This window comes from Streptomyces sp. NPDC048603 (assembly GCF_043199475.1).
Taxonomy (GTDB): domain Bacteria; phylum Actinomycetota; class Actinomycetes; order Streptomycetales; family Streptomycetaceae; genus Streptomyces.
Genome location: NZ_JBICVY010000013.1, coordinates 66,586 through 90,601 on the forward strand (window position 1 = coordinate 66,586; position 24,016 = coordinate 90,601).

General features: G+C 73.2%; 22 protein-coding genes, 1 tRNA gene and 1 pseudogene. 12 read left to right on the forward strand and 12 right to left on the reverse strand.

Annotated features, from left to right (window positions below; all coding sequences use genetic code 11):
• Nucleotides 1-12 precede the first annotated feature (12 nt).
• The gene (locus tag ACGFQ9_RS29500) at nt 13-618 is read left to right on the forward strand and encodes a TetR/AcrR family transcriptional regulator (RefSeq protein WP_393577965.1); all 606 of its coding nucleotides are present in this window, start codon (nt 13-15) and stop codon (nt 616-618) included.
• A 66-nt stretch (nt 619-684) separates the two neighbouring features.
• On the opposite strand, the gene ACGFQ9_RS29505 is transcribed toward ACGFQ9_RS29500, so the two are convergent.
• From ACGFQ9_RS29505 to ACGFQ9_RS29535, 7 genes and pseudogenes are all read right to left on the reverse strand, one after another.
• Complete coding sequence (locus ACGFQ9_RS29505) at nt 685-1,917, reverse strand: acyl-CoA dehydrogenase family protein (protein ID WP_393577966.1); 1,233 nt, start codon at nt 1,915-1,917, stop codon at nt 685-687.
• A 13-nt stretch (nt 1,918-1,930) separates the two neighbouring features.
• Nucleotides 1,931-2,965 (reverse strand): phosphotransferase family protein, encoded by a 1,035-nt coding sequence (locus ACGFQ9_RS29510; RefSeq protein ID WP_393577967.1) that lies wholly within the window; start codon nt 2,963-2,965, stop codon nt 1,931-1,933.
• A gap of 213 nt (nt 2,966-3,178) precedes the next feature.
• Nucleotides 3,179-3,367, reverse strand: a pseudogene (locus ACGFQ9_RS29515) (MBL fold metallo-hydrolase); the annotation flags it as partial.
• Between the two features lie 120 nt (nt 3,368-3,487).
• Nucleotides 3,488-3,784: a hypothetical protein gene (locus tag ACGFQ9_RS29520; RefSeq protein WP_393577969.1), complete on the reverse strand. Its 297-nt coding sequence runs from the start codon at nt 3,782-3,784 to the stop codon at nt 3,488-3,490.
• A gap of 147 nt (nt 3,785-3,931) precedes the next feature.
• On the reverse strand, nt 3,932-4,261 hold the full coding sequence (locus tag ACGFQ9_RS29525; RefSeq protein WP_393577970.1) for a DUF202 domain-containing protein: 330 nt from the start codon (nt 4,259-4,261) through the stop codon (nt 3,932-3,934).
• Complete coding sequence (locus tag ACGFQ9_RS29530; RefSeq protein WP_393577971.1) at nt 4,258-4,656, reverse strand: YidH family protein; 399 nt, start codon at nt 4,654-4,656, stop codon at nt 4,258-4,260. The genes ACGFQ9_RS29525 and ACGFQ9_RS29530 overlap by 4 nt, the downstream gene beginning before the upstream one ends.
• Complete coding sequence (locus tag ACGFQ9_RS29535; protein ID WP_393577973.1) at nt 4,653-5,180, reverse strand: NUDIX hydrolase; 528 nt, start codon at nt 5,178-5,180, stop codon at nt 4,653-4,655. Before ACGFQ9_RS29535 ends, ACGFQ9_RS29530 begins: the two co-directional genes overlap by 4 nt.
• A gap of 56 nt (nt 5,181-5,236) precedes the next feature.
• Between ACGFQ9_RS29535 and ACGFQ9_RS29540 the strand changes: the two genes are divergently transcribed.
• From ACGFQ9_RS29540 to ACGFQ9_RS29560, 5 genes are all read left to right on the forward strand, one after another.
• Nucleotides 5,237-6,892: an FAD-binding dehydrogenase gene (locus ACGFQ9_RS29540; protein WP_393577974.1), complete on the forward strand. Its 1,656-nt coding sequence runs from the start codon at nt 5,237-5,239 to the stop codon at nt 6,890-6,892.
• 20 nt (nt 6,893-6,912) lie between these two features.
• Nucleotides 6,913-7,200, forward strand: a complete 288-nt coding sequence (locus ACGFQ9_RS29545) for an acylphosphatase (RefSeq protein WP_393577975.1) — start codon at nt 6,913-6,915, stop codon at nt 7,198-7,200.
• A gap of 541 nt (nt 7,201-7,741) precedes the next feature.
• Complete coding sequence (locus tag ACGFQ9_RS29550) at nt 7,742-8,698, forward strand: hypothetical protein (protein WP_393577976.1); 957 nt, start codon at nt 7,742-7,744, stop codon at nt 8,696-8,698.
• Between the two features lie 157 nt (nt 8,699-8,855).
• Nucleotides 8,856-10,403 (forward strand): APC family permease, encoded by a 1,548-nt coding sequence (locus ACGFQ9_RS29555; protein ID WP_393577978.1) that lies wholly within the window; start codon nt 8,856-8,858, stop codon nt 10,401-10,403.
• 211 nt (nt 10,404-10,614) lie between these two features.
• Nucleotides 10,615-12,063 carry an amino acid permease gene (locus ACGFQ9_RS29560; protein WP_393577979.1) on the forward strand — a complete coding sequence of 483 codons (1,449 nt, stop codon included), beginning with the start codon at nt 10,615-10,617 and terminating at the stop codon, nt 12,061-12,063.
• Nucleotides 12,064-12,154: 91 nt separating this feature from the next.
• Here ACGFQ9_RS29560 and ACGFQ9_RS29565 read toward each other — a convergent pair whose 3' ends face one another.
• Both ACGFQ9_RS29565 and ACGFQ9_RS29570 read right to left on the reverse strand, forming a co-directional pair.
• Nucleotides 12,155-13,933: a protein kinase gene (locus ACGFQ9_RS29565; protein WP_393578189.1), complete on the reverse strand. Its 1,779-nt coding sequence runs from the start codon at nt 13,931-13,933 to the stop codon at nt 12,155-12,157.
• Between the two features lie 152 nt (nt 13,934-14,085).
• Nucleotides 14,086-14,173, reverse strand: a tRNA-Leu gene (locus tag ACGFQ9_RS29570).
• Nucleotides 14,174-14,337: 164 nt separating this feature from the next.
• Here ACGFQ9_RS29570 and ACGFQ9_RS29575 point away from each other — a divergent pair.
• The 3 genes from ACGFQ9_RS29575 to ACGFQ9_RS29585 all read left to right on the forward strand — a co-directional run bounded on the left by ACGFQ9_RS29575 (nt 14,338) and on the right by ACGFQ9_RS29585 (nt 17,050).
• The gene (locus ACGFQ9_RS29575) at nt 14,338-15,663 is read left to right on the forward strand and encodes a M20/M25/M40 family metallo-hydrolase (protein ID WP_393577981.1); all 1,326 of its coding nucleotides are present in this window, start codon (nt 14,338-14,340) and stop codon (nt 15,661-15,663) included.
• 168 nt (nt 15,664-15,831) lie between these two features.
• Nucleotides 15,832-16,065: a chaplin ChpH gene (chpH, locus tag ACGFQ9_RS29580; protein ID WP_393577982.1), complete on the forward strand. Its 234-nt coding sequence runs from the start codon at nt 15,832-15,834 to the stop codon at nt 16,063-16,065.
• 154 nt (nt 16,066-16,219) lie between these two features.
• Nucleotides 16,220-17,050 carry a chaplin gene (locus tag ACGFQ9_RS29585; protein WP_393578190.1) on the forward strand — a complete coding sequence of 277 codons (831 nt, stop codon included), beginning with the start codon at nt 16,220-16,222 and terminating at the stop codon, nt 17,048-17,050.
• A 449-nt stretch (nt 17,051-17,499) separates the two neighbouring features.
• Here the strand turns inward: ACGFQ9_RS29585 and ACGFQ9_RS29590 are convergent, their stop codons facing one another.
• Complete coding sequence (locus ACGFQ9_RS29590; RefSeq protein WP_393577984.1) at nt 17,500-17,688, reverse strand: DUF5703 family protein; 189 nt, start codon at nt 17,686-17,688, stop codon at nt 17,500-17,502.
• A 47-nt stretch (nt 17,689-17,735) separates the two neighbouring features.
• On the opposite strand from ACGFQ9_RS29590, the gene ACGFQ9_RS29595 reads away from it, so the two are divergent.
• Nucleotides 17,736-18,392, forward strand: a complete 657-nt coding sequence (locus ACGFQ9_RS29595) for a hypothetical protein (protein WP_393577985.1) — start codon at nt 17,736-17,738, stop codon at nt 18,390-18,392.
• Nucleotides 18,393-18,492: 100 nt separating this feature from the next.
• On the opposite strand, the gene ACGFQ9_RS29600 is transcribed toward ACGFQ9_RS29595, so the two are convergent.
• Nucleotides 18,493-20,817: a helix-hairpin-helix domain-containing protein gene (locus ACGFQ9_RS29600; RefSeq protein ID WP_393577986.1), complete on the reverse strand. Its 2,325-nt coding sequence runs from the start codon at nt 20,815-20,817 to the stop codon at nt 18,493-18,495.
• Nucleotides 20,814-21,812 carry an aldo/keto reductase gene (locus ACGFQ9_RS29605; protein WP_393577988.1) on the reverse strand — a complete coding sequence of 333 codons (999 nt, stop codon included), beginning with the start codon at nt 21,810-21,812 and terminating at the stop codon, nt 20,814-20,816. The genes ACGFQ9_RS29600 and ACGFQ9_RS29605 overlap by 4 nt, the downstream gene beginning before the upstream one ends.
• A gap of 99 nt (nt 21,813-21,911) precedes the next feature.
• Between ACGFQ9_RS29605 and ACGFQ9_RS29610 the strand changes: the two genes are divergently transcribed.
• Both ACGFQ9_RS29610 and ACGFQ9_RS29615 read left to right on the forward strand, forming a co-directional pair.
• On the forward strand, nt 21,912-22,961 hold the full coding sequence (locus ACGFQ9_RS29610; RefSeq protein WP_393577989.1) for an LLM class F420-dependent oxidoreductase: 1,050 nt from the start codon (nt 21,912-21,914) through the stop codon (nt 22,959-22,961).
• Nucleotides 22,962-23,218: 257 nt separating this feature from the next.
• A complete protein-coding gene (locus ACGFQ9_RS29615; protein WP_393577991.1) occupies nt 23,219-24,007 on the forward strand; it encodes a ferritin-like domain-containing protein in 789 nt (262 codons plus the stop codon).
• Nucleotides 24,008-24,016 lie beyond the last annotated feature (9 nt).

Here is a 24,016-nt window from a genome sequence, read left to right on the forward strand (position 1 = left end):
AGGAGCAGGGCGATGGCATCCAGAACCACGGTTCCCACGGAAGGCACGGACACCCCCGTACCGCGGCGGCTGCTCGCCGTCGCCACCCGCCTGTTCGCCGAACGCGGCTACGACCGCACCTCGGTGCAGGAGATCGTCGAGGCGGCCGGCGTCACCAAGGGCGCCCTGTACCACTACTTCGGCTCCAAGGACGACCTGCTGCACGAGGTGTACGCGCGGATGCTGCGGCTCCAGCAGCAGCGCCTCGACACGGTCGCCGGTTCGGACGCACCCGTCGAGGAGCGGCTGCGCGCCGCGGCCGCCGACGTGGTCGTCACCACCATCGAGAACCTCGACGACGCGATGATCTTCTTCCGCTCGATGCACCAGCTGAGCCCGGAGAAGTACAAGCAGGTGCGGGCCGAGCGCCGCCGCTACCACGAGCGGTTCCGCGCCCTGATCGAAGAGGGCCAGCGCACCGGGGTGTTCTCCAGCGCCACGCCCGCGGACCTGGTGGTGGACTACCACTTCGGCTCCGTCCACCACCTCTCCACCTGGTACCGCACGGACGGCCCGCTCACCCCGCAGCAGGTCGCCGACCACCTCGCCGACCTGCTGCTGCGCGCGCTGCGCCCGTAGGCCGCGCGCCGGAGGCCCCTCTCGCGGAGCGACCCCGTGGGCGGCGGCCGGGACCGGCGGGCGGGATCAGGCGTACCGGCCCAGTTCCCGCCGCGCCAGCGACCGCTGGTGCACCTCGTCCGGGCCGTCCGCCAGCCGCAGGGTCCGTGCAGCCGCCCACAGTTCCGCCAGCGGGAAGTCCTGGCTGACCCCGCCCGCGCCGTGCAGCTGGACCGCGTCGTCGAGGATCCCGACCACCGCGCGCGGGGTCGCGATCTTGATGGCCTGGATCTCCGTGTGCGCCCCCCGGTTGCCGGCGGTGTCCATCAGCCAGGCCGTCTTCAGCACCAGCAGCCGCAGCTGCTCCACCGTCACCCGGGCGTCCGCGATCCAGTTCCGTACGACGCCCTGGTCGGCCAGCGGCCTGCCGAAGGCCGTACGGTCCAGAGCCCGCCGGCACATCAGCTCGATGGCCCGCTCCGCCATGCCGATCAGCCGCATGCAGTGGTGGATGCGGCCCGGCCCCAGCCGGGCCTGGGCGATCGCGAACCCCGACCCCTCCTCGCCGATCAGGTTCGAGACGGGCACCCGCACCCCGTCGAAGACCACCTCCGCGTGGCCGCCGTGGTCGTGGTCCTCGTACCCGTACACCGTCATCGCCCGCCGCACCTCCACCCCGGGGGTGTCGCGCGGCACCAGGATCATCGACTGCCGGCGGCGCGGGTCCGCGCCCTGCGGGTCGGTCTTGCCCATCACGATGAACACCTTGCAGTCCGGGCTCATCGCACCGGAGATGAACCACTTCCGGCCGGTGACCACGTACTCGTCGCCCACCCGCTCGATCCGGGTCTCGATGTTCGCCGCGTCCGAGGAGGCCACCCCGGGCTCGGTCATCGCGAACGCCGACCGGATATCGGCCGACAGCAGTGGCTCCAGCCACTGCTTCTTCTGCTCCTCGCTGCCGAACTGGGCGAGCAGCTCCATGTTTCCGGTGTCCGGCGCCGCGCAGTTGACGGCCATCGGGGCCAGGTGCGGGCTGCGCCCGGTGATCTCCGCCAGCGGGGCGTACTGGAGGTTGGTCAGCCCCGCGCCGTGCTCGTGGTCGGGCAGGCTGTGCTCGTTCGTGAAGAAAAGGTTCCACAGGCCCTGGCGGCGGGCCTCGGCCCGGAGCTCCCCGAAGACCGCGGGGGTGTCCCACGGGGAGGCCAGTTCCGCCCGCTGCGCGGCGGCCACCGGCTCCGCCGGGTAGACGTACTCCTCCATGAACGCCAGAAGCCGTTCGCGGAGTTCCTCGGTCCGGGCGTCGAATGCGAAGTGCATGGTGATCGGTACCTCAGCCTTCCTGAAGGGTGGTCAGGCCGTGTGTGACGAAGACCGGGACGAGCTCGCCGATCCGGTCGAAGCCGGCCCCCACGGTCTGCCCGAGGGTCCAGCGGTAGTGGATGCCCTCGAGGATCACCGCGAGCTTGAACCAGGCGAAGGCCGTGTACCAGGAGATCTCCCCGACGTCCCGGCCCGACCGCGCGGCGTACCGCTCGACCAGCTCGGCGGGCGCCGGATGCCCCGGCGCGCCGCTCGTCGTGCTGACCGGGGACTCCGGCAGCCCCAGGTCGGAGCTGTACATCACCAGCAGGCCCAGGTCGGTGAGCGGATCGCCGAGCGTGGACATCTCCCAGTCCAGCACCGCCCGGATGGTGTCGGGCTGCGCCGGGGCTCCGCCGACCAGCACGTTGTCCAGCCGGAAGTCGCCGTGCACCACGGCCGGGGCGGCCGAGGCGGGCAGCGCCCGGCCCAGAGCACCGTGCAGCTCGTCGATCCCGGCCAGCTCCCGGTTCCGGGAGGCGTCCAGCTGCTTGCCCCAGCGCCGCAGCTGCCGGTCGAGGAAGCCCTCCGGCCGGCCGAAGTCCGCCAGACCCACCGCCGCCGGGTCCACGGAGTGGAGCTCCACCAGGGTGTCGACCAGGTCCAGCACGACCCTCCGGGTGCGCTCCGGGCCGAGCGCGGCGAGTTGCTCCGCCGTCCGGTAGGGGGTGCCGTCCACGAACTCCATGAGGTAGAACGGGGCTCCCAGCACCTCCTCGTCCTCGCACAGCAGCAACGGTTCGGGCACCGGCACCGGGGTGCCGTGAAGCGCCCGGATCACCCGGTGCTCGCGGGCCATGTCGTGCGCGGTGGCCAGGACATGGCCGAGCGGCGGCCGGCGGAGCACCCAGCGGGTGCTGCCGTCGGTGACCTCGTAGGTGAGGTTCGACCGGCCGCCCTCGATCAGGCGGCCGCTCAGCTCCCCGGCCACGAGTCCGGGCAGCGCGGCGTCGAGACGGCCGCGCAGCCGCGCCAGGTCGAGACCCCGGGGGTCGGACGGGCTCATGGTGCGCACCTCCGTGCGGAGTTGACGGCGACGTTCGCCGCCCATCATGCCGACCAGTCGGTATGGCGTCCAGGGTGGGGGCCGGATTCCGGCCCTTTCCGGGGCCGTTCCCAGGCCGTTCCCGGGCCTTCCTCGGTCCTTTCCCCGACCCGGCCCGACCCGCCCCGCGCGCCGCGGCTCAGGCGTGGCAGGCGACCGGGACGCCCCCGTTCACGCCGCGGCAGCCACCGCCGCGTCGCGCAGGGCGTGCGCCCGGCGGAGGGTGGCGGCCGTGTCGACGAGCAGGGTCCGGCCGCCGTCGGTGACGAACCCCGCGTTGTTGAGGCACCAGCCGCCGTCGGGCTGGACGTAGGGGTACACCCCGGGCGCGGGCTGGACGAGGTAGGGCTGGTCGGCGGTCATGTGCGCTCTCCCCGGGTCGCGCTGACTGGTGATCAGCATCCTGCCAGTCGCCGCGCGACCGCGGGGAGAGAGAGCCCGCGCCTGTGGAAAACCCGTTCCGCGGCTTGCCGCCGAGGTCGGTCAGTGGTCGTCGTAGTGGCCGTCGTGCGGTGCGTGCCGGTGGCCGTCGTGCAGGTAGTCCAGGTGGTCGCCGTGCGCCACGGCCTGATGGCCGCAGTCCTCGCCGTGCGCGTGCCCGTGGCCCTGGTGCGCCACGTGCCCGGCCGGCTCGCACTCGTCCCAGTGCTCGCCGTGCTGCCGGTGCAGGTGCCCGTCGTGCGCGTAGTCGACGTGATCGCCGTGGACGACCTCGGTGTGCCCGCAGCCGGGGCCGTGCGCGTGCTCGTGCGTGACGTGTTCCTGGTGTTCTGTGGTCATACGCCTGAGATTAGGGAGATTGCCTGGATATCACCCGTTGCGTCGCTGCCCGTCGGACGTGTCGCCATCCGACGGACGTGCAGATGGACGCGCGGAGGGATGTGCAGGCGGACGCGCCGGCGGACATGTCTCCATCCGGCGGACCACTCAGATGATCATGGCGGCGGCGAAGACGGCCAGCACCAGCGTCGCCGCGGTCGCCGCGAGCGCCCGGCGCGGTGCGAGCCCGGGCGGCCGGGCCGAGGCCAGCTCCCGGATCCGGCCGTGCGCCACGGCGAGGAAGGCCAGCCACACCAGGGCGATGAAGGCCACCCCCGCGATCTCGGCCGCCGACACGGGCCCGCGCAGCGCCTGCCGCAGGGCCAGTACGGCGGCGATCGAGCAGGTCAGCGTCGTCCGCCGCCACGCCAGCCGGGTCCGCTCCGGCTGCAGCCCCGGATCCCGGTCCCCGCCCCGCCCGTCGGTGCCCGAGCTCACCGCGCCGCCGTCCAGCCCATCAGCACGACCACCACCATCACCACCGCGACCAGCCCCACCCCCAGGCTGAGCAGCACCGGGAACCGGGACACCGGCAGGTCCTCCCCGCGCCGCATCGCCCGCTCACAGCGCACCCAGTGGTTCACCGCCCGCAGCGCGCACGCCCCGCCCACCACCAGCAGGGCCACCGCCATGCCGACCCGCACGCCCCACCGCAGGTCCGGCAGGAACTGGTCCACCGCGAACCCGCCGCCGACCAGGGCCAGCGCGGTCCGGATCCAGGCGAGGAAGGTCCGCTCGTTGGCCAGCGAGAACCGGTAGTCGGGGGTCGCGCCCTCCGCTCGGATCCGCTGCGGGGCGAACCAGAGCCGGACGTCTCTGACGAAGTCGATCACATGTTCATTCTCGGTTCCCCCCGGAACTCCCGCAGCCGCCGGTACGCCTCCAGCCCGTCCGGCACCCACGCCAGGTCCCCGCCGAGGACCCACCGCTCCACCTCGGCGGGGTCCAGGAAGGCGTACCGGTCCACCTCGGACTCCTGCGGCCGCACCGGCAGCTCGCAGCGCACCTCGTGCACGTACGACCACCAGGCCCCGCCCTCGCCCTCGTAGAGGAACTTGAACAGCGGCACCGGCTGCGGCAGCCCGCTCACCCCGAGCTCCTCCTCGGCCTCGCGCAGCGCGGCCGTGGCGTAGTCCTCGCCCGCGCCCAGCACCCCGCCCACGAACATGTCCCAGTACGAGGGGAACACCAGCTTCGACGCGGTCCGGCGGTGCACGAACACCCGCCCCTCCGCGTCCGTGGCCAGCACGAACACACACCGGTGGATCAGCCCGCGGGCGTACACCTCGCCGCGCGGGGCCTGCCCCGTCACCCGGTCCTCACGGTCCACCACGTCCAGGATCTCTTCAGCGCTCACGCATTCATCCAAGCAGGCCTGTTGACGGGTTACCGCCGCGTAGCCAGGATCTGCGCATGACGTACGACGCTGACGTGATCGTGATCGGGGCCGGTCTGGCGGGGCTGGTGGCCACCGCAGAACTCGTCGACGCGGGCCGCCGGGTCATCCTCCTCGACCAGGAGCCCGAGCAGTCCCTCGGCGGCCAGGCCCACTGGTCCTTCGGCGGCCTGTTCTTCGTGGACTCGCCCGAGCAGCGCCGGCTGCGGATCAAGGACAGCCGCGAGCTCGCCCTCCAGGACTGGCTCGGCACGGCCGGTTTCGACCGCCCCGAGGACGCCTGGCCGCGCCGCTGGGCGGAGGCCTACGTCGACTTCGCCGCCGGCGAGAAACGGCCCTGGCTGTACGCGCGCGGCGTCCGCTTCTTCCCGGTGGTGGGCTGGGCCGAACGGGGCGGGTACGGGGCCACCGGCCACGGCAACTCCGTCCCCCGCTTCCACATCACCTGGGGCACCGGCCCCGGCCTGGTCGAGCCCTTCGCCGCGCGGGTCCGGGCCGGCGCGGCCCGCGGCCTGGTGCAGCTGAGGTTCCGGCACCGGGTCACCGGCCTGGCCCGCACCGCGGGCGCGGTGGACACCGTCACCGGCGAGGTCCTGGCGCCCTCCGACGCCGTACGCGGCACCCCCAGCGGCCGTGAGGCCACCGGCACCTTCTCGCTGCGCGCCCAGGCCGTGATCGTCACCTCCGGCGGCATCGGCGGCAACCACGACCTGGTCCGGTCCCAGTGGCCGGCCCGGCTCGGCACTCCGCCGGCCCGGATGCTGTCCGGGGTCCCGGCCCACGTGGACGGCCTGATGCTGGGCATAGCCGAGCGGGCCGGCGCCAGCCACATCAACAAGGACCGGATGTGGCACTACACCGAGGGAATCGAGAACTGGGACCCGATCTGGTCCCGGCACGGCATCCGCATCCTGCCTGGCCCCTCCTCGCTCTGGCTCGACGCCACCGGCAAGCGGCTCCCCGTTCCCCTCTTCCCCGGCTTCGACACCCTCGGCACGCTCGACCACATTCTGCGGACCGGCCACGACCACACCTGGTTCGTGCTCAACCGGCGGATCATCGGCAAGGAGTTCGGGCTCTCCGGCTCCGAGCAGAACCCCGACCTCACCGGAAAGTCGGTACGGGACGTCATCGACCGGGCCCGGCAGGCGGTCCCCGGCCCGGTCCAGGCGTTCATGGACAAGGGCGCCGACTTCATCGTGGAACGCGAACTGCCCGCCCTGGTCCGCCGCATGAACGAGCTCACCAAGGAGGACCTGATCGACGAGGCGGCCCTGCGCCGCGAGATCACCGCCCGGGACCGGGAGATCGCCAACCCGTTCACCAAGGACCTCCAGGTGACGGCCATCCGCGGCGCCCGCAAGTACCTCGGCGACCGGCTGATCCGCACCGCCCCGCCGCACCGGATCCTGGACCCCGCGGCCGGCCCGCTGATCGCCGTACGCCTCTCGATCCTGACCCGCAAGTCCCTCGGCGGTCTGCATACCGACCTGTCCTCCCGCGTGCTCACCCCGGAGGGGGAGCCGCTGCCCGGCGTCTACGCGGCCGGGGAGGCGGCCGGATTCGGCGGCGGCGGGGTCCACGGCTACCGGGCCCTGGAGGGCACCTTCCTCGGCGGGTGCATCTTCTCCGGCCGGGCGGCGGGCCGCGCGGCGGCCGCGGCCACCGGCTGAGCCGTGGCTACGCTCTCCCCATGGTGCGCAAGCGCGTGATCGTGACCGGGATCGTCCAGGGCGTCTTCTTCCGGGACAGCTGCCGTACGGCGGCCATGGCGGAGGGTGTCACCGGCTGGGTGCGCAACCTGCCCGACGGAGCCGTCGAGGCGGTGTTCGAGGGGGAGCCGGAAGCCGTGGACCGGCTGGTCGGCTGGTCCCGGCAGGGCCCGCCCGCCGCCCGCGTGGACGGCGTACGGACCCACGACGAGCCTCCGGAGGGCATCGCGGGCTTCGAGGTGCTCCCCACCCCGCGCGGCCGGGTCTGAGCCTGGGTCGCCGAGGGCGTCCCGCTGTTCCGGCGGGCGTCGGAACTCCTCGTGCGAGGCACGCCATTCGGCCACGGAGGCGTAGCCCTCACCCTCGTCCGGCGCGTGCCGCAGGCCGACCTTGGCCGGCCGCGCGATCCGGACCTCCGGCACCTCCGGACCGGCCGCGACCGCGCACGGAATCCATCGGTCCGGTCTGTCGTCCGAGGTCCGGAAGTGGCTCGTCCTCGGCCTCGTAGGCCGCCAACGGGCCGGTCGTCGCGGTCTCCCGGCCACCGGGACCGGGGCGCCGGCCACGCGCGCGGCGACCCCGGAAAGCCCGGTGGACGCGGGGCGAGATCGTCGTAGGTTGCCACGAGCGCCGGACCGACGGCCCGTGGCCGACACGCCGCGAAGCACCGAAACCGACCCAACTTACCCACTGGGGCTGGGAGTTGAAACGCGCCACGCCGAAAGCCGGACCTTGACGCGGAGCTGTACCTACCGGTTTGCTGTGTGTGATCATCCAGTCGAAACCAGCGTCCTGGAGGGAAAACAGCGGATGTCCCCGCCTCCGCCACCTCTCGGCCGTTCCCGCAAGCGCGACGACCGGCTCTTCGACTCCGCCCTCTGCGACGCCGAACTCGTCGACGTCCGCGCCCGGTTCACCCAGGGCCGCTGGTCCGGCGCCCGTGCGCTGCTCACCGCCACCGGAGACGACTGGGACCGCCGCGGCCACCGCCTGGCCGTCCTCGCGGAGACCCCCGCCGCAACCGCCTGGACCAACGAGTGGCTGCTCGCCGAACCCGAGAGCGCCGACGCCGGCACCCTGCTCGCCCTCGCCGCAGTGTTCCGCGCCCTGCGCCGCAAGGGCGCCCCCGAGGACGCCGAGGAGGCGTGCCACCGCGCCGCGGCCCTGCTCCCCGCCGACCCCACCCCCTGGCTCGGCCTGCTCATGCTCAGCCGTGCCTTCGGCACCGAGGAGGAGTTCAGCCGGCACTTCGACCAGGTCCGCGCCCGCCACCGGGAACACCACCACGCCCACCACCTCATGGTCGCCCGGCTCGCCGAACGCACCCCCGGCAGCGGACACGACCCGCTCCACGAGGTCTACGACTTCGCCGCCTGGGCCGCCGAAGAGGCCCCCGCCGACTCCCCGCTCGCCGTCCTCCCCGTGATCGCCCACGCCGAGCGCTACCGGGTCCTGGCCGCGCGGCACGGCCTGCCCGGCGGGGACACGGCGAGCGCCACCCAGCACTGGTCCGGCCGCCGAGCCCGCCAGGTGCTGCGCACCGCCTTCGACTGGTGGCTCGAATGGGAACGCGACGACCACCCCCGCAACCGCGTCGACCTGAACTTCCTCGCCCACGCCAAGCTCTGCGAGGGCCGCCCCGCCGAGGCCGCCGCCCTCTTCCACCGCATCGGCCGGCATGCCACCCCGGCCCCCTGGTCCTACCCCGACCGGGACCCGCACAAGGCCTTCCTCGCCGCCCGCAGCACCGCCCTCGGATCGGCCTGAACCGCTCGGCGCACACCCCCGCGGACACCCCCTGGCACCCCTTGCACCTCCTGCACCACCCCTGGCACCACCCCCGCGCAAGACCCCCGCACCGCACCCCTGCACCGCACCCCCGCACCGCACCCCCGAATCTCCACCCCCGAAAGGACCACCCGCCATGCCGACGGGCAGATCCACCACGCTCCACCCAGAGGCCGAGATCCGCACGTACAAGGGCCAGGAACGGGCCCTGCAGGCCGACCGGCTCGGCACCGCCGGCCTGCTGCTCTCCGTCCTCGCCGCCAGCGCCCCCCTGATGGTCGTCGCCGGCGTGATGCCCACCACGTTCGGCGTCATGGGCATCGTCGGACAGCCCCTGCTGTTCGTCATCCTCGGCGTCCTCCTCGCCCTCTTCGGCGTCGGCTACGCCGAGATGAGCCGCCACGTCCACAACGCCGGCGCCCTCTACGCCTACATAGCCCGCGGCCTCGGCCCCACCGCCGGCGTCGGCGCCTCCCTCGTCGCCCTGGTCGCCTACAGCGCCATGCAGGTCGGCGTCTACGGCATCCTCGGCTTCGAGATCTCCGGCCTGTTCGCCACCTACCTGGAGATCGAGCTCGCCTGGTGGATCCCCGCCCTGATCGCGGTCGCCGCCACCGGCGCCCTCGGCTGGCTCAAGATCGACCTCAACGCCCGGGTGCTCGGCGTTCTGCTGCTCGTCGAGTGCGCCCTCGTGGTGATCTTCGACGTGGCCGCGATCGGCGACCCCGGCCCGGAGGGCGTCTCCTTCCACGCCTTCAACCCGGAGACCCTCGGCGGCGCCGGCCTCGGCACCGCCCTCTGCTTCTGCATCGCCGCCTTCGTCGGCTTCGAGCAGTCCCCGGTCTACGCCGAGGAGACCAGCAAGCCGCACATCGTCGTCTCCCGCGTCATGTTCCTCGCCATCGGCTTCGTCGCCCTCTTCTTCGCCCTCAGCGCGTGGGCCCTGACCGTGGCCACCGGCCCCGCCGAGGTCGTCAAGACCTCCGCCGAAGCCGGCCCGGGACTCCTCTTCGCGCTCACCGAGGCACGGCTCGGCACCGGCTTCACCGACGTCCTGCACGTGCTCTTCGTCACGGGCATGTTCGCGGCCATGCTCAGCTTCCACAACGTCGTCGCCCGCTACGCCTTCGCCATGGGCCGCGAAGGCCTGCTGCCGGCCGCCTTCGGCCGCACCAACCCCGGCACCGGAGCCCCCGCCACGGGCTCCCTCCTCCAGACCGCCGTCGCCACCGTCGTCGTCCTCGCCTTCGCCGTCACCGACGACAAGCCCACCGGCGACCCCACCACCCCCGTGCTGCACCTCTTCACCTGGATGGGCAACGTCGGCGCCCTCGGCGTGACCCTGCTGATGGCGGCCGCCTCCTTCGCCGTCATCGCCTTCTTCGTCCGCCGCGGCACCGCCGGCGCCCAGATCTGGCGGCTGACCGCCTCCGGCGCCGCCGGAATCGCCCTGCTCGGCATCGCCGTCTACACCGTCAAGGACTTCGGCGTCCTGGTCGGCGCCGGCGACGGCTCCGCCCTCAACTGGATGCTCCCCGGGGTCATCGGCGCCACCGCCGTCCTCGGCCTCGCCTACGGGCTGGTCCTGCGGTCCCGCCGGCCCGAGACCCACGCCAGGATCGGCCTGGGCAACGAGGCCTTCCGGCTGGAGCAGGCAGCCTCGGAAGCCACACCCGCCAACTGACCTTCGTACCGGGTCCCGCAGAGGCCCCCGACGCCCGTTTCCAAGGGCGCCGGGGGCCTTCGCATACGACGCCCGTTTTGGCACCCGAAGGCAGCCGTGATCTCCTGGGGAGACCAATCGCCCGGAACGCGCACGCCGTCGGACACCACCCACGCCCGCCGCGCGGCGCTCCGGGCCTGCCTGTCCCACCCACGAAGGCGAAGTACCGTCCATGAGTGACCGCACGCTGACCGCCGCCGCCACGGCGGCGGAGCCAGTCCGCCACGTCGACGCCGGCGACGAGGGCTACAGCAAGGACCTGAAGTCCCGCCACATCAACATGATCGCGATCGGCGGTGCGATAGGCACCGGCCTGTTCCTGGGAGCCGGCGGCCGGCTCGCCGGAGCCGGCCCCTCGCTGGCCATCGCGTACGCCGTATGCGGCATCTTCGCCTTCTTCGTGGTCCGGGCCCTCGGCGAGCTGGTCCTCTACCGCCCCTCCTCCGGCGCCTTCGTCTCCTACGCACGCGAGTTCATGGGCGAGAAGGGCGCGTACACGGCCGGCTGGCTCTACTTCCTGAACTGGTCGACCACCACGGTGGCCGACATCACGGCCGCCGCCGTCTACGCCCACTACTGGTCGATGTTCACCGACGTCCCGCAGTGGCTCCTCGCCCTGATCGCCCTCTCCGTGGTCCTCGCCGCCAACCTGATCTCGGTGAAGTACTTCGGCGAGATGGAGTTCTGGTTCTCGATCATCAAGGTCGCCGCCCTGACCGTCTTCATGCTGGTCGGCATCTACCTGGTGGCCACCAGCCACAAGATCGGTGACCACACCCCCGGCCTGTCCTCCGTCACCGACCACGGCGGCCTCTTCCCGGCCGGCCTCCTGCCCATGCTCCTGGTGATCCAGGGCGTGGTCTTCGCGTACGCCTCCGTCGAACTCTGCGGCGTCGCGGCCGGCGAGACCGAGAACCCCCAGAAGATCATGCCCAAGGCGATCAACTCGATCATGTGGCGCGTCGGCGTCTTCTACGTCGGCTCGGTCGTGCTCCTCGCACTCCTCCTGCCGTACACGTCCTATTCGTCCGACCAGAGCCCGTTCGTCACGGTCTTCGACAAGCTCGGCATCCCCGGTGCCGCCGGCGTCATGAACCTGGTCGTCCTCACCGCCGCCCTCTCCTCCCTGAACTCCGGCCTGTACTCCACCGGCCGGATCCTGCGCTCCATGGCCATGTCGGGCTCCGCGCCCAGGTTCACCGCCCGCATGAACAAGGGCAAGGTCCCCTACGGCGGCGTCCTGTTCACCGCCGCCTTCGGCATCGCGGGCGTGGCCCTCAACAAGTTCATGCCCGGCGAAGCCTTCGAGATCGTCCTCAACCTCGCCTCCCTCGGCATCCTGGGGACCTGGGCGATGGTCATGCTCTGTTCGCTGTTCTTCTGGCGCCGCGCCAAGGCCGGCCTCGTCGAGCGCCCCGCCTACCGCCTGCCCTGGGCCCCGTACACCCAGATCGTCACCCTGGTCTTCCTGGCGACCGTACTGGTCCTGATGTGGAGCGACGGCGGCGTCGGCCGCTGGACGGTCTCCATGCTCCCGGTGATCGGCGCCGCCCTGGTCATCGGCTGGCTCTGCGTCCGCAAGCGGGTGGCCGCCATCGCGGCCGGCGCTCCCCGCGACTGACCGGCCCGCGCCACCCGCCCACGAGGGCCCCGCGCCCCGGGAACACGTCCCGGGCCCGGGGCCCTTCGCGTACCCGCACCAGGGCCCGCGGTCACCGCGGGGCCGGTACGAAGAACGCCTTCGCCACGCCCCAGTGGTCCTCCCCCTCCGCGGCCCGTCCGACCGGGGCAGACACCCACAGGTCGTACAGCAGGCCGTCCTGCTCCCAGGCGAGGTCGATCGTGCGCCGGGCTCCCTCGGCCCGCGTGAAGCCGTCCCAGACGAAAGTCCACAGCGCAGCCGGCAGATTGGTGTAAGTGGTGGCCCCCACCGAGGCGTCGCGGTAGCCCGGGTTGGTCTGCGGACCGCGTTCGTGCGCGCGCCGCATGGCGCCCAGGGCTCCGCCCGGCGGGATTGCCGTCACCTTGATCCCCACCCGGATCGCGCCGTCCGAGGACACGTAGAACACCCGCTCCGAGTCGGTCTCACGCCGGGAACCGACCGGCACGGCCAGGGAGAACCCGCGCTCGTCGGTGACGAACCGGTACCCGTCGGGGACCTCCCCACCGGGCGGTACGGGCGCCTCCGGCGTGGTGGACACGACGGGCGAGCCCGGTGCGACGACGTCGGTGGACGCCGACGCCGACGCCGACGCCGACGGCGCGGCACTCGGCCCGGTCGCGCCGCCGGTCGGGCGGCCGCTCGCACCGGAGTCCGGCGACGCGGATCCAGCCGGCGGCGCGGGCTGCCCGGAGGCGGGGGAGGAGACCACGGGCGCCGTCGCTCCCGCCCCGCCGACCTCGGCGCCTTCGCCCCCGGCCTTCAGAAGCACCACCCCGGCCACCGCGCCCGCGCACGCCGCCACGGCCACCGCGGCGAGCAGCGCCACCCGTCCGCCGGCCCGGCTCCCGGACCGCGCCGCGCCCCCGGTCGTACCGCCCGCCCGGTTCACGACGACCGGGCTCACGGCCGGGCCCGTGACCGGCTCCGCCTCCGGGCCGGTGACCGGCTCCGCCACCCGCTCGGTCGGCGTGTAGCCACCACCCGCGAAGGGCGCCGGCGGGAGACCGCCCGTGGTCTCCTCCGACTCCGCCCCGTCGCCCGGGTCCGCTGCCGCGCACGCCGACAGCAGCCGCCGGGCCTCCGCCGCCCCCACCCGGCGCCCCGGATCCCGTTCCAGGAGCCCGCCGACGAGCGGCAGCAGGGGACCCAGCCGTGCCGGGGGCCGGATCTCCTCGTACACCACGGCGTGCAGCACCCCGCCGATCGAATCCCGGCGGAAAGGTGACTCACCGGTCACCGCCGTGCACAGCAGGGCCCCGAGGGACCACAGGTCGGCGGCCGGCCCGGCCGACGCCCCCTGCATCCGTTCCGGCGCGGTGTACTCGGGGGAGCCGACGAAGGCCCCGGTCTCACTGATCGTCGTCGCCCCGGCCACACTGGCGATGCCGAAGTCGGTCAGCACCACCCGGCCGGTACCCGCCTCCACCAGTACGTTGGCCGGCTTCACGTCCCGGTGCAGGACCCCTTGGGCGTGGGCGGCCGTCAGCGCGTCGAGCAGTGCAAGCCCGGTCCGGGCGGCCTCCCGCGGCGACAGCGGCCCGTCGGAGGACAGCCGGTCGGCCAGCGACCCGCCGTCCACCAGCTCCATCACGATGAAGGGCCGGCCCTCGTGCTCCACCACGTCATGGACCACGACCACGTGCGGATGCCTGATCTGGGCCACCACCCGTGCCTCGCGCAGCGCCGCCGCCTTGTCGGCCCCGCCGTCCAGGTGCAGCTCCTTGACCGCGACCGGCCGCCCCAGCAACTCGTCCTCGGCCCGCCGGACGACACCCATGCCGCCCCGCCCGAGCCGCCCCAGCACCCGGTAACGCCCGCCGATCAGCATGCCGTTGTCGTACGACGACAACCCCTTGCCCCCCGTCCGCCGTGGACCTCGCGGTGACATCACGGCATCACACCATCACGCCAAAACGCCGGCATGCGGATATGCCGACATGCAGAGAACCCCAGATCGATCAGATCGACTGGGGTTCTCGCTGGTGTCCGAGGGGGGACTTGAACCCCCACGCCCGATAAAGGGCACTAGCACCTCAAGCTAGCGCGTCTGCCATTCCGCCACCCGGACAAGGTGTCTGTCTCGCGTCCCTTGCGGGCCGTTCCGACGAAGAGAACATTACCAGGGATTCGGAGTGCCTCGATCACATGCTCGTCGGAGGGGAACCCCCTTGGGGCGGGGGACCCGGACGGCGAGGATTAGGGACAGCAAACGATCAGTGGGAGGAACCTTCAGTGAGCGAGTCGAGCGCGAGCAGGACCGTCACCGGCGAGGACGAGGTCGTCGACCTCTGCCGGGATCTCATCCGGATCGACACCAGCAACTACGGCGACCACTCCGGCCCCGGTGAGCGGAAGGCCGCCGAATGGGTGGCCGAGAAGCTGGCCGAGGTCGGACTGGAGCCGCAGATCTTCGAATCCCACAAGGGGCGCGCCTCGACGGTGGCCCGGATCGAGGGCGAGGACCCCTCCCGGCCCGCCCTGCTGATCCACGGGCACACCGACGTGGTCCCGGCGAACGCCACCGACTGGACGTACGACCCCTTCTCGGGCGAGATCGCCGACGGCTGCGTGTGGGGCCGGGGCGCGGTCGACATGAAGGACATGGACGCGATGACCCTCGCGGTCGTACGGGACCGGCTGCGCAGCGGCCGCAAGCCGCCCCGGGACATCGTGCTGGCCTTCCTCGCGGACGAGGAGGCGGGCGGGATCTACGGTGCCCGGCACCTGGTCGACAAGCACCCCGAGCTCTTCGACGGGGTCACCGAGGCGATCGGGGAGGTCGGAGGCTTCTCCTTCACGGTGAACGAGAACCTGCGGCTCTACCTGATCGAGACCGCCCAGAAGGGCATGCACTGGATGCGGCTCACCGTGGACGGCACGGCCGGCCACGGCTCCATGACCAACACCGACAACGCGATCACGGAGCTGTGCGAGGCCGTGGGGCGGCTGGGCCGCCACCAGTTCCCGGTGCGGGTCACCAAGACCGTGCGGTCCTTCCTCGACGAGCTCTCGGACGCGCTCGGGGTGCCGCTCGACCCGGAGGACATGGACGCCACGCTGGCCAAGCTGGGCGGCATCGCGAAGATCATCGGGGCCACGCTGAGGAACACCGCCCAGCCGACCATGCTCGGTGCGGGCTACAAGGTGAACGTGATCCCCGGCCAGGCGGTGGCGCACGTGGACGGGCGCTTCCTGCCGGGCTACGAGGACGAGTTCCTGGCCGACCTGGACCGGATCCTCGGGCCCCGGGTCCGGCGGGAGGACGTGCACGGCGACAAGGCCCTCGAAACGGACTTCGACGGCCGCCTGGTGGACGCCATGCAGGGCGCGCTGAAGGCCGAGGACCCGATCGCGCGGGCGGTCCCGTACATGCTCTCGGGCGGTACGGACGCCAAGTCCTTCGACGACCTCGGCATCCGCTGCTTCGGCTTCGCGCCGCTGCAGCTGCCGCCGGAGCTGGACTTCGCCGGGATGTTCCACGGCGTGGACGAGCGGGTGCCGGTGGACGGTCTGAAGTTCGGGGTGCGCGTCCTGGACCGCTTCATCGACAACTGCTGAGCGGAGCCCGCCGGCCGGCGGCTGCCGTTCCGGAGCCGCCGGTCGAGCGGATGTGCGGACCTCACCGGGAAGAGTGAATGCGCTCATACGCTCGTAGCCCTGGTGGGACCTCCTCGTTACAGGTGTTGCGGTCCGCGGCTGGGACCGCATTGCCTACTAGGAGGAATGATGATCAAGAAGGTTGTCGCCGCTGCGGCTGCCACCGGTGGCCTGGTTCTCGCGGGTGCGGGCATGGCTGTCGCCGACGCCGGCGCCCAGGGCGCGGCCATCGGCTCTCCCGGTGTTCTGTCCGGCAACGTGGTCCAGGTCCCGGTCCACATCCCGGTCAACGTCTGCGGTAACACCGTCAACGTGATCGGCCTGCTGAACCCGGCCTTCGGCAACACCTGCGTCAACGCCTGACGCTGACGCCGGAGTCACGGCCCCGGAGCGCATCCAGCGCTCCGGGGCCGCCGGATTTTCGAACGAGACAGCAGCAGGGGGACGAGGACGAGTGCAGAAGCGACAGATTGCGGCCGGCCGGAAGACACTGATCACCGTGGCGGCCGCTGGCGGGGTGCTCGCGCTGGGTGGGGGTTACGCACACGCGGACGCCGGCGCGACGGGCCGGGCCGCGAACTCCCCGGGCGTTCTGTCCGGGAACTCCGTACAGGCACCGGTGCACGCGCCGGTGAACGTCTGCGGGAACACCGTGACGGTGGTGGGCGCCCTCAACCCGGCGTTCGGCAACCACTGCGCGAACACCCCGGGCAAGCCGAAGCCGAGCAAGCCGAAGCCCGGCAATCCGGGGCCCGGCCACCCGGGTCACCCGGGCCACCCGGGTCACCCGGGCCACCCGGGTCACCCGGGCCACCCCGGTGGCCCGGGACACCCGGACGAACCGTGTGAGCCGGGCCATCCCGGTAACCCGGGGAACCCGGGTCACCCGGGGAATCCGGGGAACCCTGGGAATCCCGGTAACCCGGGCAACCCCGGTAACCCGGGCAACCCCGGTAACCCTGGGAACCCTGGGAACCCTGGGAACCCCGGTAACCCGGGCAACCCTGGGAACCCCGGTAACCCTGGGAACCCTGGTAACCCGGGCAACCCTGGTAACCCGGGCAACCCCGGAAACCCTGGGAACCCGGGCAACCCCGGAAACCCGGGCAACCCCGGAAACCCTGGTAACCCGGGCAACCCCGGAAACCCCGGTAACCCGGGCAACCCCGGTAACCCCGTCACGCCGGGTCAGCCCGGTGGTGGTGACGGGGGTGGGAACACCCCCGGCCAGAACGGGGCCGGACTCGCGGAGACCGGGGCCGGCGGCGCTCTCGCCGGTGTCCCGATCGCCGGCGGTCTGCTCCTCGCCGGAGCAGTGCTCTACCGCCGGGCCCGTAGCGCGGCCTGAGGTGGCAGCGATCCCCACCGTCGTCGACGGCGGGTGAGCCCGTCGGCGCGTCCTGACCCGCGCCGGCGCACCCGGCGGACGGCCCTCCGGCCGTCCGCCGGGTCACGGGCCGCTCTCCGCAGGCATCGAAACGTTCGTCCTGGGCGCGCCCGACTGCCGGTGGGGCCGCAGCCCGCCTAGGTGCCCGACAGTCGGCCGTCCGGCCGTTCGCCGGACCGGTGGCGGCGGGGACACCCGAAGGGCGTGGGGCGGCAGGCGCAGCGACCTGGCCGTGCGCCGGAGGGGCCGGCGGCAGTCAAGAAACGGATCCCCGCCCCCGCTCTCGGCGGCGACGGGAGAGTACCCGGCCCCCGGAGCCGGGGGGTGGGGCCCGGATTCCCGGAGCGGGGGAGGATCAGTCGGTAGGCCGGGCAGGGCCCCCCGGGGCGGGCCGGGGGCGGCGGATCAGGTCACCAGGTGGGGCGGAGCTGACGGATGATGCGGCGGCGCAGCCGCACACGGCGACTGCCGTCCCGGCGCAGGGTCAGCCGGTCCAACTCCCAGTGCCCGTACTCGGCATGGTCGGTCAGCAGCCGGGTCGCCTCCTTGCGTGAGACACCCCGCGGCACGTACACGTCGACAAATTCGTATTCCGGCATCGCATCTATTGTGCGGGCAGAGGCCCGCTACGGATAGCGTCTGCACTATGTCTGATGCCGCTCTGCCCACCGTAGCCGAGGTACGCGCCGCCGCCGAGGCGGTCAAAGCCGCGCTGGACCGTCACCTGGCGGCGGTCGAGCGCAGGTCAGGGGCCGAAGATCCCGAGGTCCACGCCGCGTTCAACGAACTGGCCGCGGCCGCCGAGGAGTACGACGAGCTGCTGTACGAGCGGTACGACGAGGTCACTCCGTTCGAGATCCCGGCCTCCGAGGACGGCGTGCCGTACAGCGGCCCGGCCGAACCGACCGCGTTCAGCGTGCTGATCCGTCGCGACTACGCCGTCGTGGAGCCACAGCGGCTGCTCGCCCAGGCCGAACGGGTCGCGGCGCACGACCGGGACGCCGGAGCCGAACTCGGTGAGTCCGCCGGGACGGCAGCCGCGCTCGGTGTGCTGTTCGGCGAGTACGAGCCGGACGAGATCGCTTCCCGTTACAAGGAGTTCGGCCTGGAGGAAGGCGATTCGACGCTCTGGATCACGGCCGGCGGGACGACGCCGGAGCCCGGTGAATGGCTCAACACGCCCTTCGACCACGCCGATCCGGAGCACGTGCTGCACCGGTTCGACGTCAGCTCCGTCTTCGACGACGAGTTCGACGAGGACGAGGACGACGACGGCGCTCCGGCGCTCGAACGGATCCGGTAGCCGAATCCGACAGCGGAAGAGACGTGTGACCGCCGCCCGGGGCGGGGCCGTACACCGGCCCCGCCCCGGGCGGCCGTGCGTGCCGGGCCCCGCCCCGCCGCTACGCCTGCTCCGTGGCCGTCGACGCCACCAGCGTCCGCAGCAGGCCGGTGAGGCGGGTGGTGCGCGGCTTCGCCGGGATCTCCGAGACCGCCTTCGGCAGGGCCTGGTCCACCCCGTGCACCACGGACAGGTGCCGCTCGGCCCGGCCGAAGGCCGTGTACACCCAGTCCCGGGACAGTGCGTCCGCCGCGTCCCCCGGCAGGACCACGACCACGGCCGGCCAGCGCGCACCGACCGCCTGGTGTGCCGTCATCGCCCAGCCGTGCCGCACCTGCGACTCGACCTGCTCCTTCGGCACGATGATGCCGGCGGGTCGCCCGCCTGCGGCACCGCGGTCCAGGTGGAGTCCCTCGGCATCCGCCGACACCACCGTGGCCGGGACGGCCCGCCCGGGGGAGGGGACGTGGACGACCCGGTCACCCGGGTCGAAGCCGCCGAACCGGCCGGGGCCTGGGTTCAGCCGCTCCTTCAGGGCCGCGTTGAGCGCCCGGGTCCCCGCGGAGCCGCCGTGCCCCGGAGTGATCACCTGGACGCCCTCCGGTCCGATCCCGAACGCCCGCGGGACGGACTCGGCGACCAGCTGCACCGTACGGTGCACGGCCTCGCCGGCGTCCCGCACCGGGACGATGACGACCTCCTTGCCGGGCGCGTCCACCTGGGTCAGCTCGCCGATGCCGATCCCCGAGACCAGCTCGCCCAGCGGGCCGGGGTCGGGAGTGCGGGAGACCACCTGCGGGCAGGCCCGCGCCGCGAGCAGATCCGCGAACACCCGGCCGGCACCTGCCGATCCGAGTACCCCCGGGTCCCCGGACAGCACCAGCCGGGCACCGTCCGGCACGGACTCGACCAGTGCCGCCGCGACCTCCACGTCCAGCTGCGGCGCGTCCAGCACGATCAGCAGGTCCAGTTCCCACTGGCCGTCTGCGTCCCGCGGCGGACCCTCGGTGCCGCCGAGCAGGCCCGCGACCGTGACCGCGCCGGCCGTGGGGGCGTGCGCCGCCAGGCAGGCGCGCAGGCCGAGGCCGCGGGCAGCGGTGAACAGGGCACGGGGCTCCGCGCGGGCGGCCTCGCCGCCGGTGTGGGCGACCAGGCCGTGCCCGGCCACGGCACGGATCAGCTCGGCGGCGGACGGGCCGGGCGCGGCACCGGCGGTGTCGGCCCAGTCGGCCGGGTCGGTGAAGGTGTTGATCAGCCGGGCGAGACCGTCGGCGAGGCTCTCCTCGGCCAGCGCGGCGGCCTCCAGCCCGACCAGCACCCGGACCGGCTGCTCCTCGCCCTCCGGCACCGGCTCGCCGACGGGCTCCTGGAAGACCAGGACGGTGCCCTCGCCGATGGCCTGCTCCAGCGCCTCCTCCGGGTCCGGTACGCCGTACTGGGTGAGCGCCGACCGCAGGACGGTGGCGTCCAGCGCGGTGTGGCCCTTCACGGCGGCCTGGGCGAGCAGCCAGCCGAGGAGGGCGGCGGAGCGCCGCTCGTCGTCCGGCCCGCACTCCGGGCCGAGCAGGGAGCGGGCGAAGCCGTCGGCCTGGGACGGGCGGACGCCGGGGACGCCGAGCAACTGCCAGGGGTCGGCGGAAAGCTGCTCGGCGGCGCCTTCGCCGAGCAGCTCGGCGGCCTGGGGGGCCAGTGCTTCGGGCGCTCCGGCTCGGCCGAGCAGGGCGCGCACCGCCGCGACGGCATCGGCGGAGGCGGGGGTGCGGGCGGGGCGGGCGGCCGGAGCGGGCTCGGGGGCCCGGGGCGGCGGGGGAGTGGCGGGCCGGCGCGGCTCTGCCGGGGCCGCATCATCGAAGTACGTGGGGGAGGACTTCTCGCCGGTCTCCACGGCGCGTACGGCGGCCAGCAGGTCGGCGGCCTTTCCGCTGAGCTTGGCCCCGGCATCGATCGGGGCCGTCCGCTCGGCCTTCCGCCGGGCGATCCGCTCCCGTTCGATCTTCTGCGCCGCGAGCTCCGCCTCGGCCTCGCTCCGCTGAGGCGCCGCTTCCGCCCCAGCTCCGGCTTCCGCCCCAGCTCCGGCTTCGGTCCCGGCTCCGGCTTCGGTCTCGGCTCCGGCTTCGGTCTCGGCTTCCACCTCCGCCTCGGCCCCGGCTTCGGTCTCGGCTCCGGCTTCCGCTTCGGCTCCGGCCTCCGCCTCGGCCTCCGCCTCGGCCTCCGCCTCGGCCCCGGCCGGGGACGGCTCTGCCGTGGCCGCGGTGTTCTCCGTCCCGGCTTCGCCGCCATCGGCTTCCGCCGGCGGGCCGGCCTCGTGCCGGGCTTCGGCGGCGGGCTCGGCCGACGCGTCGCCCTGCTGCCCGGCCGCGCCGGCGGTGGGCCGTTCCGTACTCACAGCGTGCTCCAGTCCTGATCGGGGTAGCGGTGCACCGGCGCCGACACATCGTCCAGCGCCTGGCAGATCTCCTCCGGAAGACTAAGGGGCTCCACCGACAGCGCTTCGCTGAGCTGCGACGACGTACGGGCACCGACGATCGGTGCGGCCACTCCCGGGCGGTCCCGGATCCAGGCCAGGGCCACCTGCAGCGGGGTCACCGCCAGGCCGTTCGCCGCGGTGACCACCGCGTCCACGATCCGGCTCGCCGTGTCGTCCAGGTACGGGTCGACGAACGCGGCCAGGGTCTCCGACGCGCCCCGCGAATCGGCCGGGACGCCGGAGCGGTACTTGCCGGTGAGGACCCCGCGGCCGAGCGGGGAGGAGGGGAGGAGCCCGACCCCGAGGTCCAGTGCGGCCGGCAGCACCTCCCGTTCCACGCCGCGCTGCAGCAGCGAGTACTCCATCTGGGTCGACGCCAGCCGGGTCCGCGTGCCCGGCGCGGCCAGCTGCCAGGTCGCCGCCTTGGCCAGCTGCCAGCCGGAGAACCCCGCCACCCCGGCGTACCGGGCCCGACCACTGCTCACTGCCAGGTCCAGCGCCTGCAGGGTCTCCTCCACCGGGGTCGCGGGATCGAAGGCGTGCACCTGCCACAGGTCCACGTAGTCCGTGCCCAGCCGGGCCAGCGAGGCGTCCAGCGCCGCCAGCAGGTGGCCGCGCGATCCGTCGACCCTGCGGTCCGGGTCCCGGACCGAGCCGGACTTGGTGGCCAGCACCAGGTCCTCGCGCGGCACCAGCCCGCCGACCAGCTGCCCCAGCAGGTATTCGGCCTCGCCGCCGCCGTACACGTCCGCGGTGTCGACCAGCGTGCCGCCCGCCTCCCAGAAGATCTTCAACTGCTCCGCGGCGGCCTGGTCGTCCCCCGCCTCGCCCCCGGAGGTCCGCCCCCACATCAGCGTTCCGAGGCCGATCCGGGACACGCGCAGGCCGGTCCGGCCGAGATGCCTCTGCTCCATGGGCGTGAGACTACTGGGGCGCTGTCGGAGCGGACCCCGGCGCGCTAGAGTCCCCGCAGACCTGTGTTACTGATCGGTAAACCAGTAAGGGGACCACCTATGCGGCTCGGCATCAATCTCGGCTACTGGGGTGCGGGCATGGACGCCGACAACCTGGAGGTCGCCAAGGAGGCGGACCGCCTCGGCTACGAGGTCTGCTGGGCCGCGGAGGCGTACGGCTCCGACGCCCCGACCGTGCTCGCCTGGGTGGCCGCGCAGACCGAGCGCATCGACGTCGGCTCGGCGATCATGCAGATCCCGGCCCGCCAGCCCGCCATGACCGCGATGACCGCCGCCACGCTCGACTCGCTCTCCGGCGGCCGGTTCCGCCTCGGCCTCGGCGTCTCCGGCCCGCAGGTCTCCGAGGGCTGGTACGGGGTCAAGTTCGACAAGCCGCTCGCCCGGACCCGCGAGTACGTCGAGATCGTCCGCAAGGCGATGAGCCGCGAGCGGCTGACCCACGACGGCGAGCACTGGACCCTGCCGCTGCCCGGCGGCCCGGGCAAGCCGATCAAGCTCACGGTGCACCCGACCCGCCCGCACATCCCCCTCTACATCGCGGCGATCGGCCCGAAGAACCTGGAGCAGACCGGCGAGATCGCCGACGGCGCACTGCTGATCTTCCCCGCCGCCGAGCACCTGGAGGAGACCGCCCTCCGGCACATCCGGGCCGGCCGGGAGAAGGCGGGCCTCACCCTGGACGGCTTCGACGTCTGCCCGACCGTGCCGCTCGCCGTAGGCGAGGACGTGACCGCGCTCGCCGACATGTTCCGCCCCTACACCGCCCTGTACGTCGGTGGCATGGGCAGCCGGAAGCAGAACTTCTACAACCAGCTCGCGCAGCGCATGGGCTACGAGAAGGAGGCCGCCGAGATCCAGGACAAGTACCTGTCCGGCGACAAGCAGGGCGCGGCCGCCGCCGTCCCGCACTCCCTGATCGACTCCACCACCCTGCTGGGATCCGTCGACCGGATCGCCGACGGGATGCGGGCCTACGCGGAGGCCGGGGTCACCACGCTCACCCTCGCCCCGGCCGGCTTCACCCTGGACGAGCGCCTCACCGCCCTCCGGGCCGGCGTCCAGGCCCTGGAGATCGCCGGCCTCGCCTGATCGCACGCGCCGGGCCCGCCCCGGAGGGGGCGGGCCCGGCGGCAGTTGAGGAGCCCAGCGGCCGTGGTGGGGGCTCGGGGGTCTTCCCCGCCACGGCCGTCACCCCCATCAACGCGCGGCCCGCCCGCCGGGTTACGCGCCCGCCGCCACCCTTCCCGTCCTTCGTTCGGCCCAGCCGTCCGGCGTATCGGCTTGCCCGCGCTCCCCATCCCGACTTCAGTGGGCTACCCGGGGGTGTCCGCGCACGGAGGTGGCCCATGCTCTCTGCCCGCAGCCTGTTCCAGGAGATCGTCGACGACGACGCCTCCTTCCAGCTGTTCTGTTCCATCGCCGCCAGCGGCGAGGCCCAGGGAGGATGGGAGAACGCCCGGATCGCCGCCCTGGTCCCGGAGAGCATGCGCGACATGGCCCCCAAGATCACCCGGCACGGCGCGGACGAGGACAAGCACGGCCGCATCTTCCACGCCCTGCTCCGCAAGCGGGGCCTGCCGGCGGTCCCGGTCCCGCCGGAGACCGACTACACCATGCTGCTGGAACGCCGCGGCATCGGCCTCGCACACACCAAACTGCGAGCCGACGAACCGCTCTCCGAACAGGACATCGTGGTCTACCTCGCGCACAGCAGGGTCACCGAGCAGCGGGCCGCCGACCAGATGGACATGCTCGTCAGGGACTTCGGCGAGCACCCCGAGCTCGGCAGGGCCATCCGCATGATCAGCAACGACGAGACCAACCACCTCGCCTACTGCCACGAGGAGTTGCTCCGGCTCGCCCGCGCCGGGCACGGCCGCACCATCCAGCGGGTGCTGCGCGAGAGCGCCCTCGCCGAGATCGCCGTCTACCGGGACGTGAGCCTGGCCGTTATGGACCACATGGGCCGCATCCTGAAGTGGCCCCGCCCGAAGGCGGCCGTGCTCGCCGCCGGCATCCGCGCCGTCCACGGCTACGAGCGCTTCGCCGGCTGGCACCGCATGGTCAGCCTGGCCATGCCGGAACGCCGCGACGCCCTCGGCGGCCCGGCGGCCACCGCACCCGAGTTCGCCTGACTCCCGGGG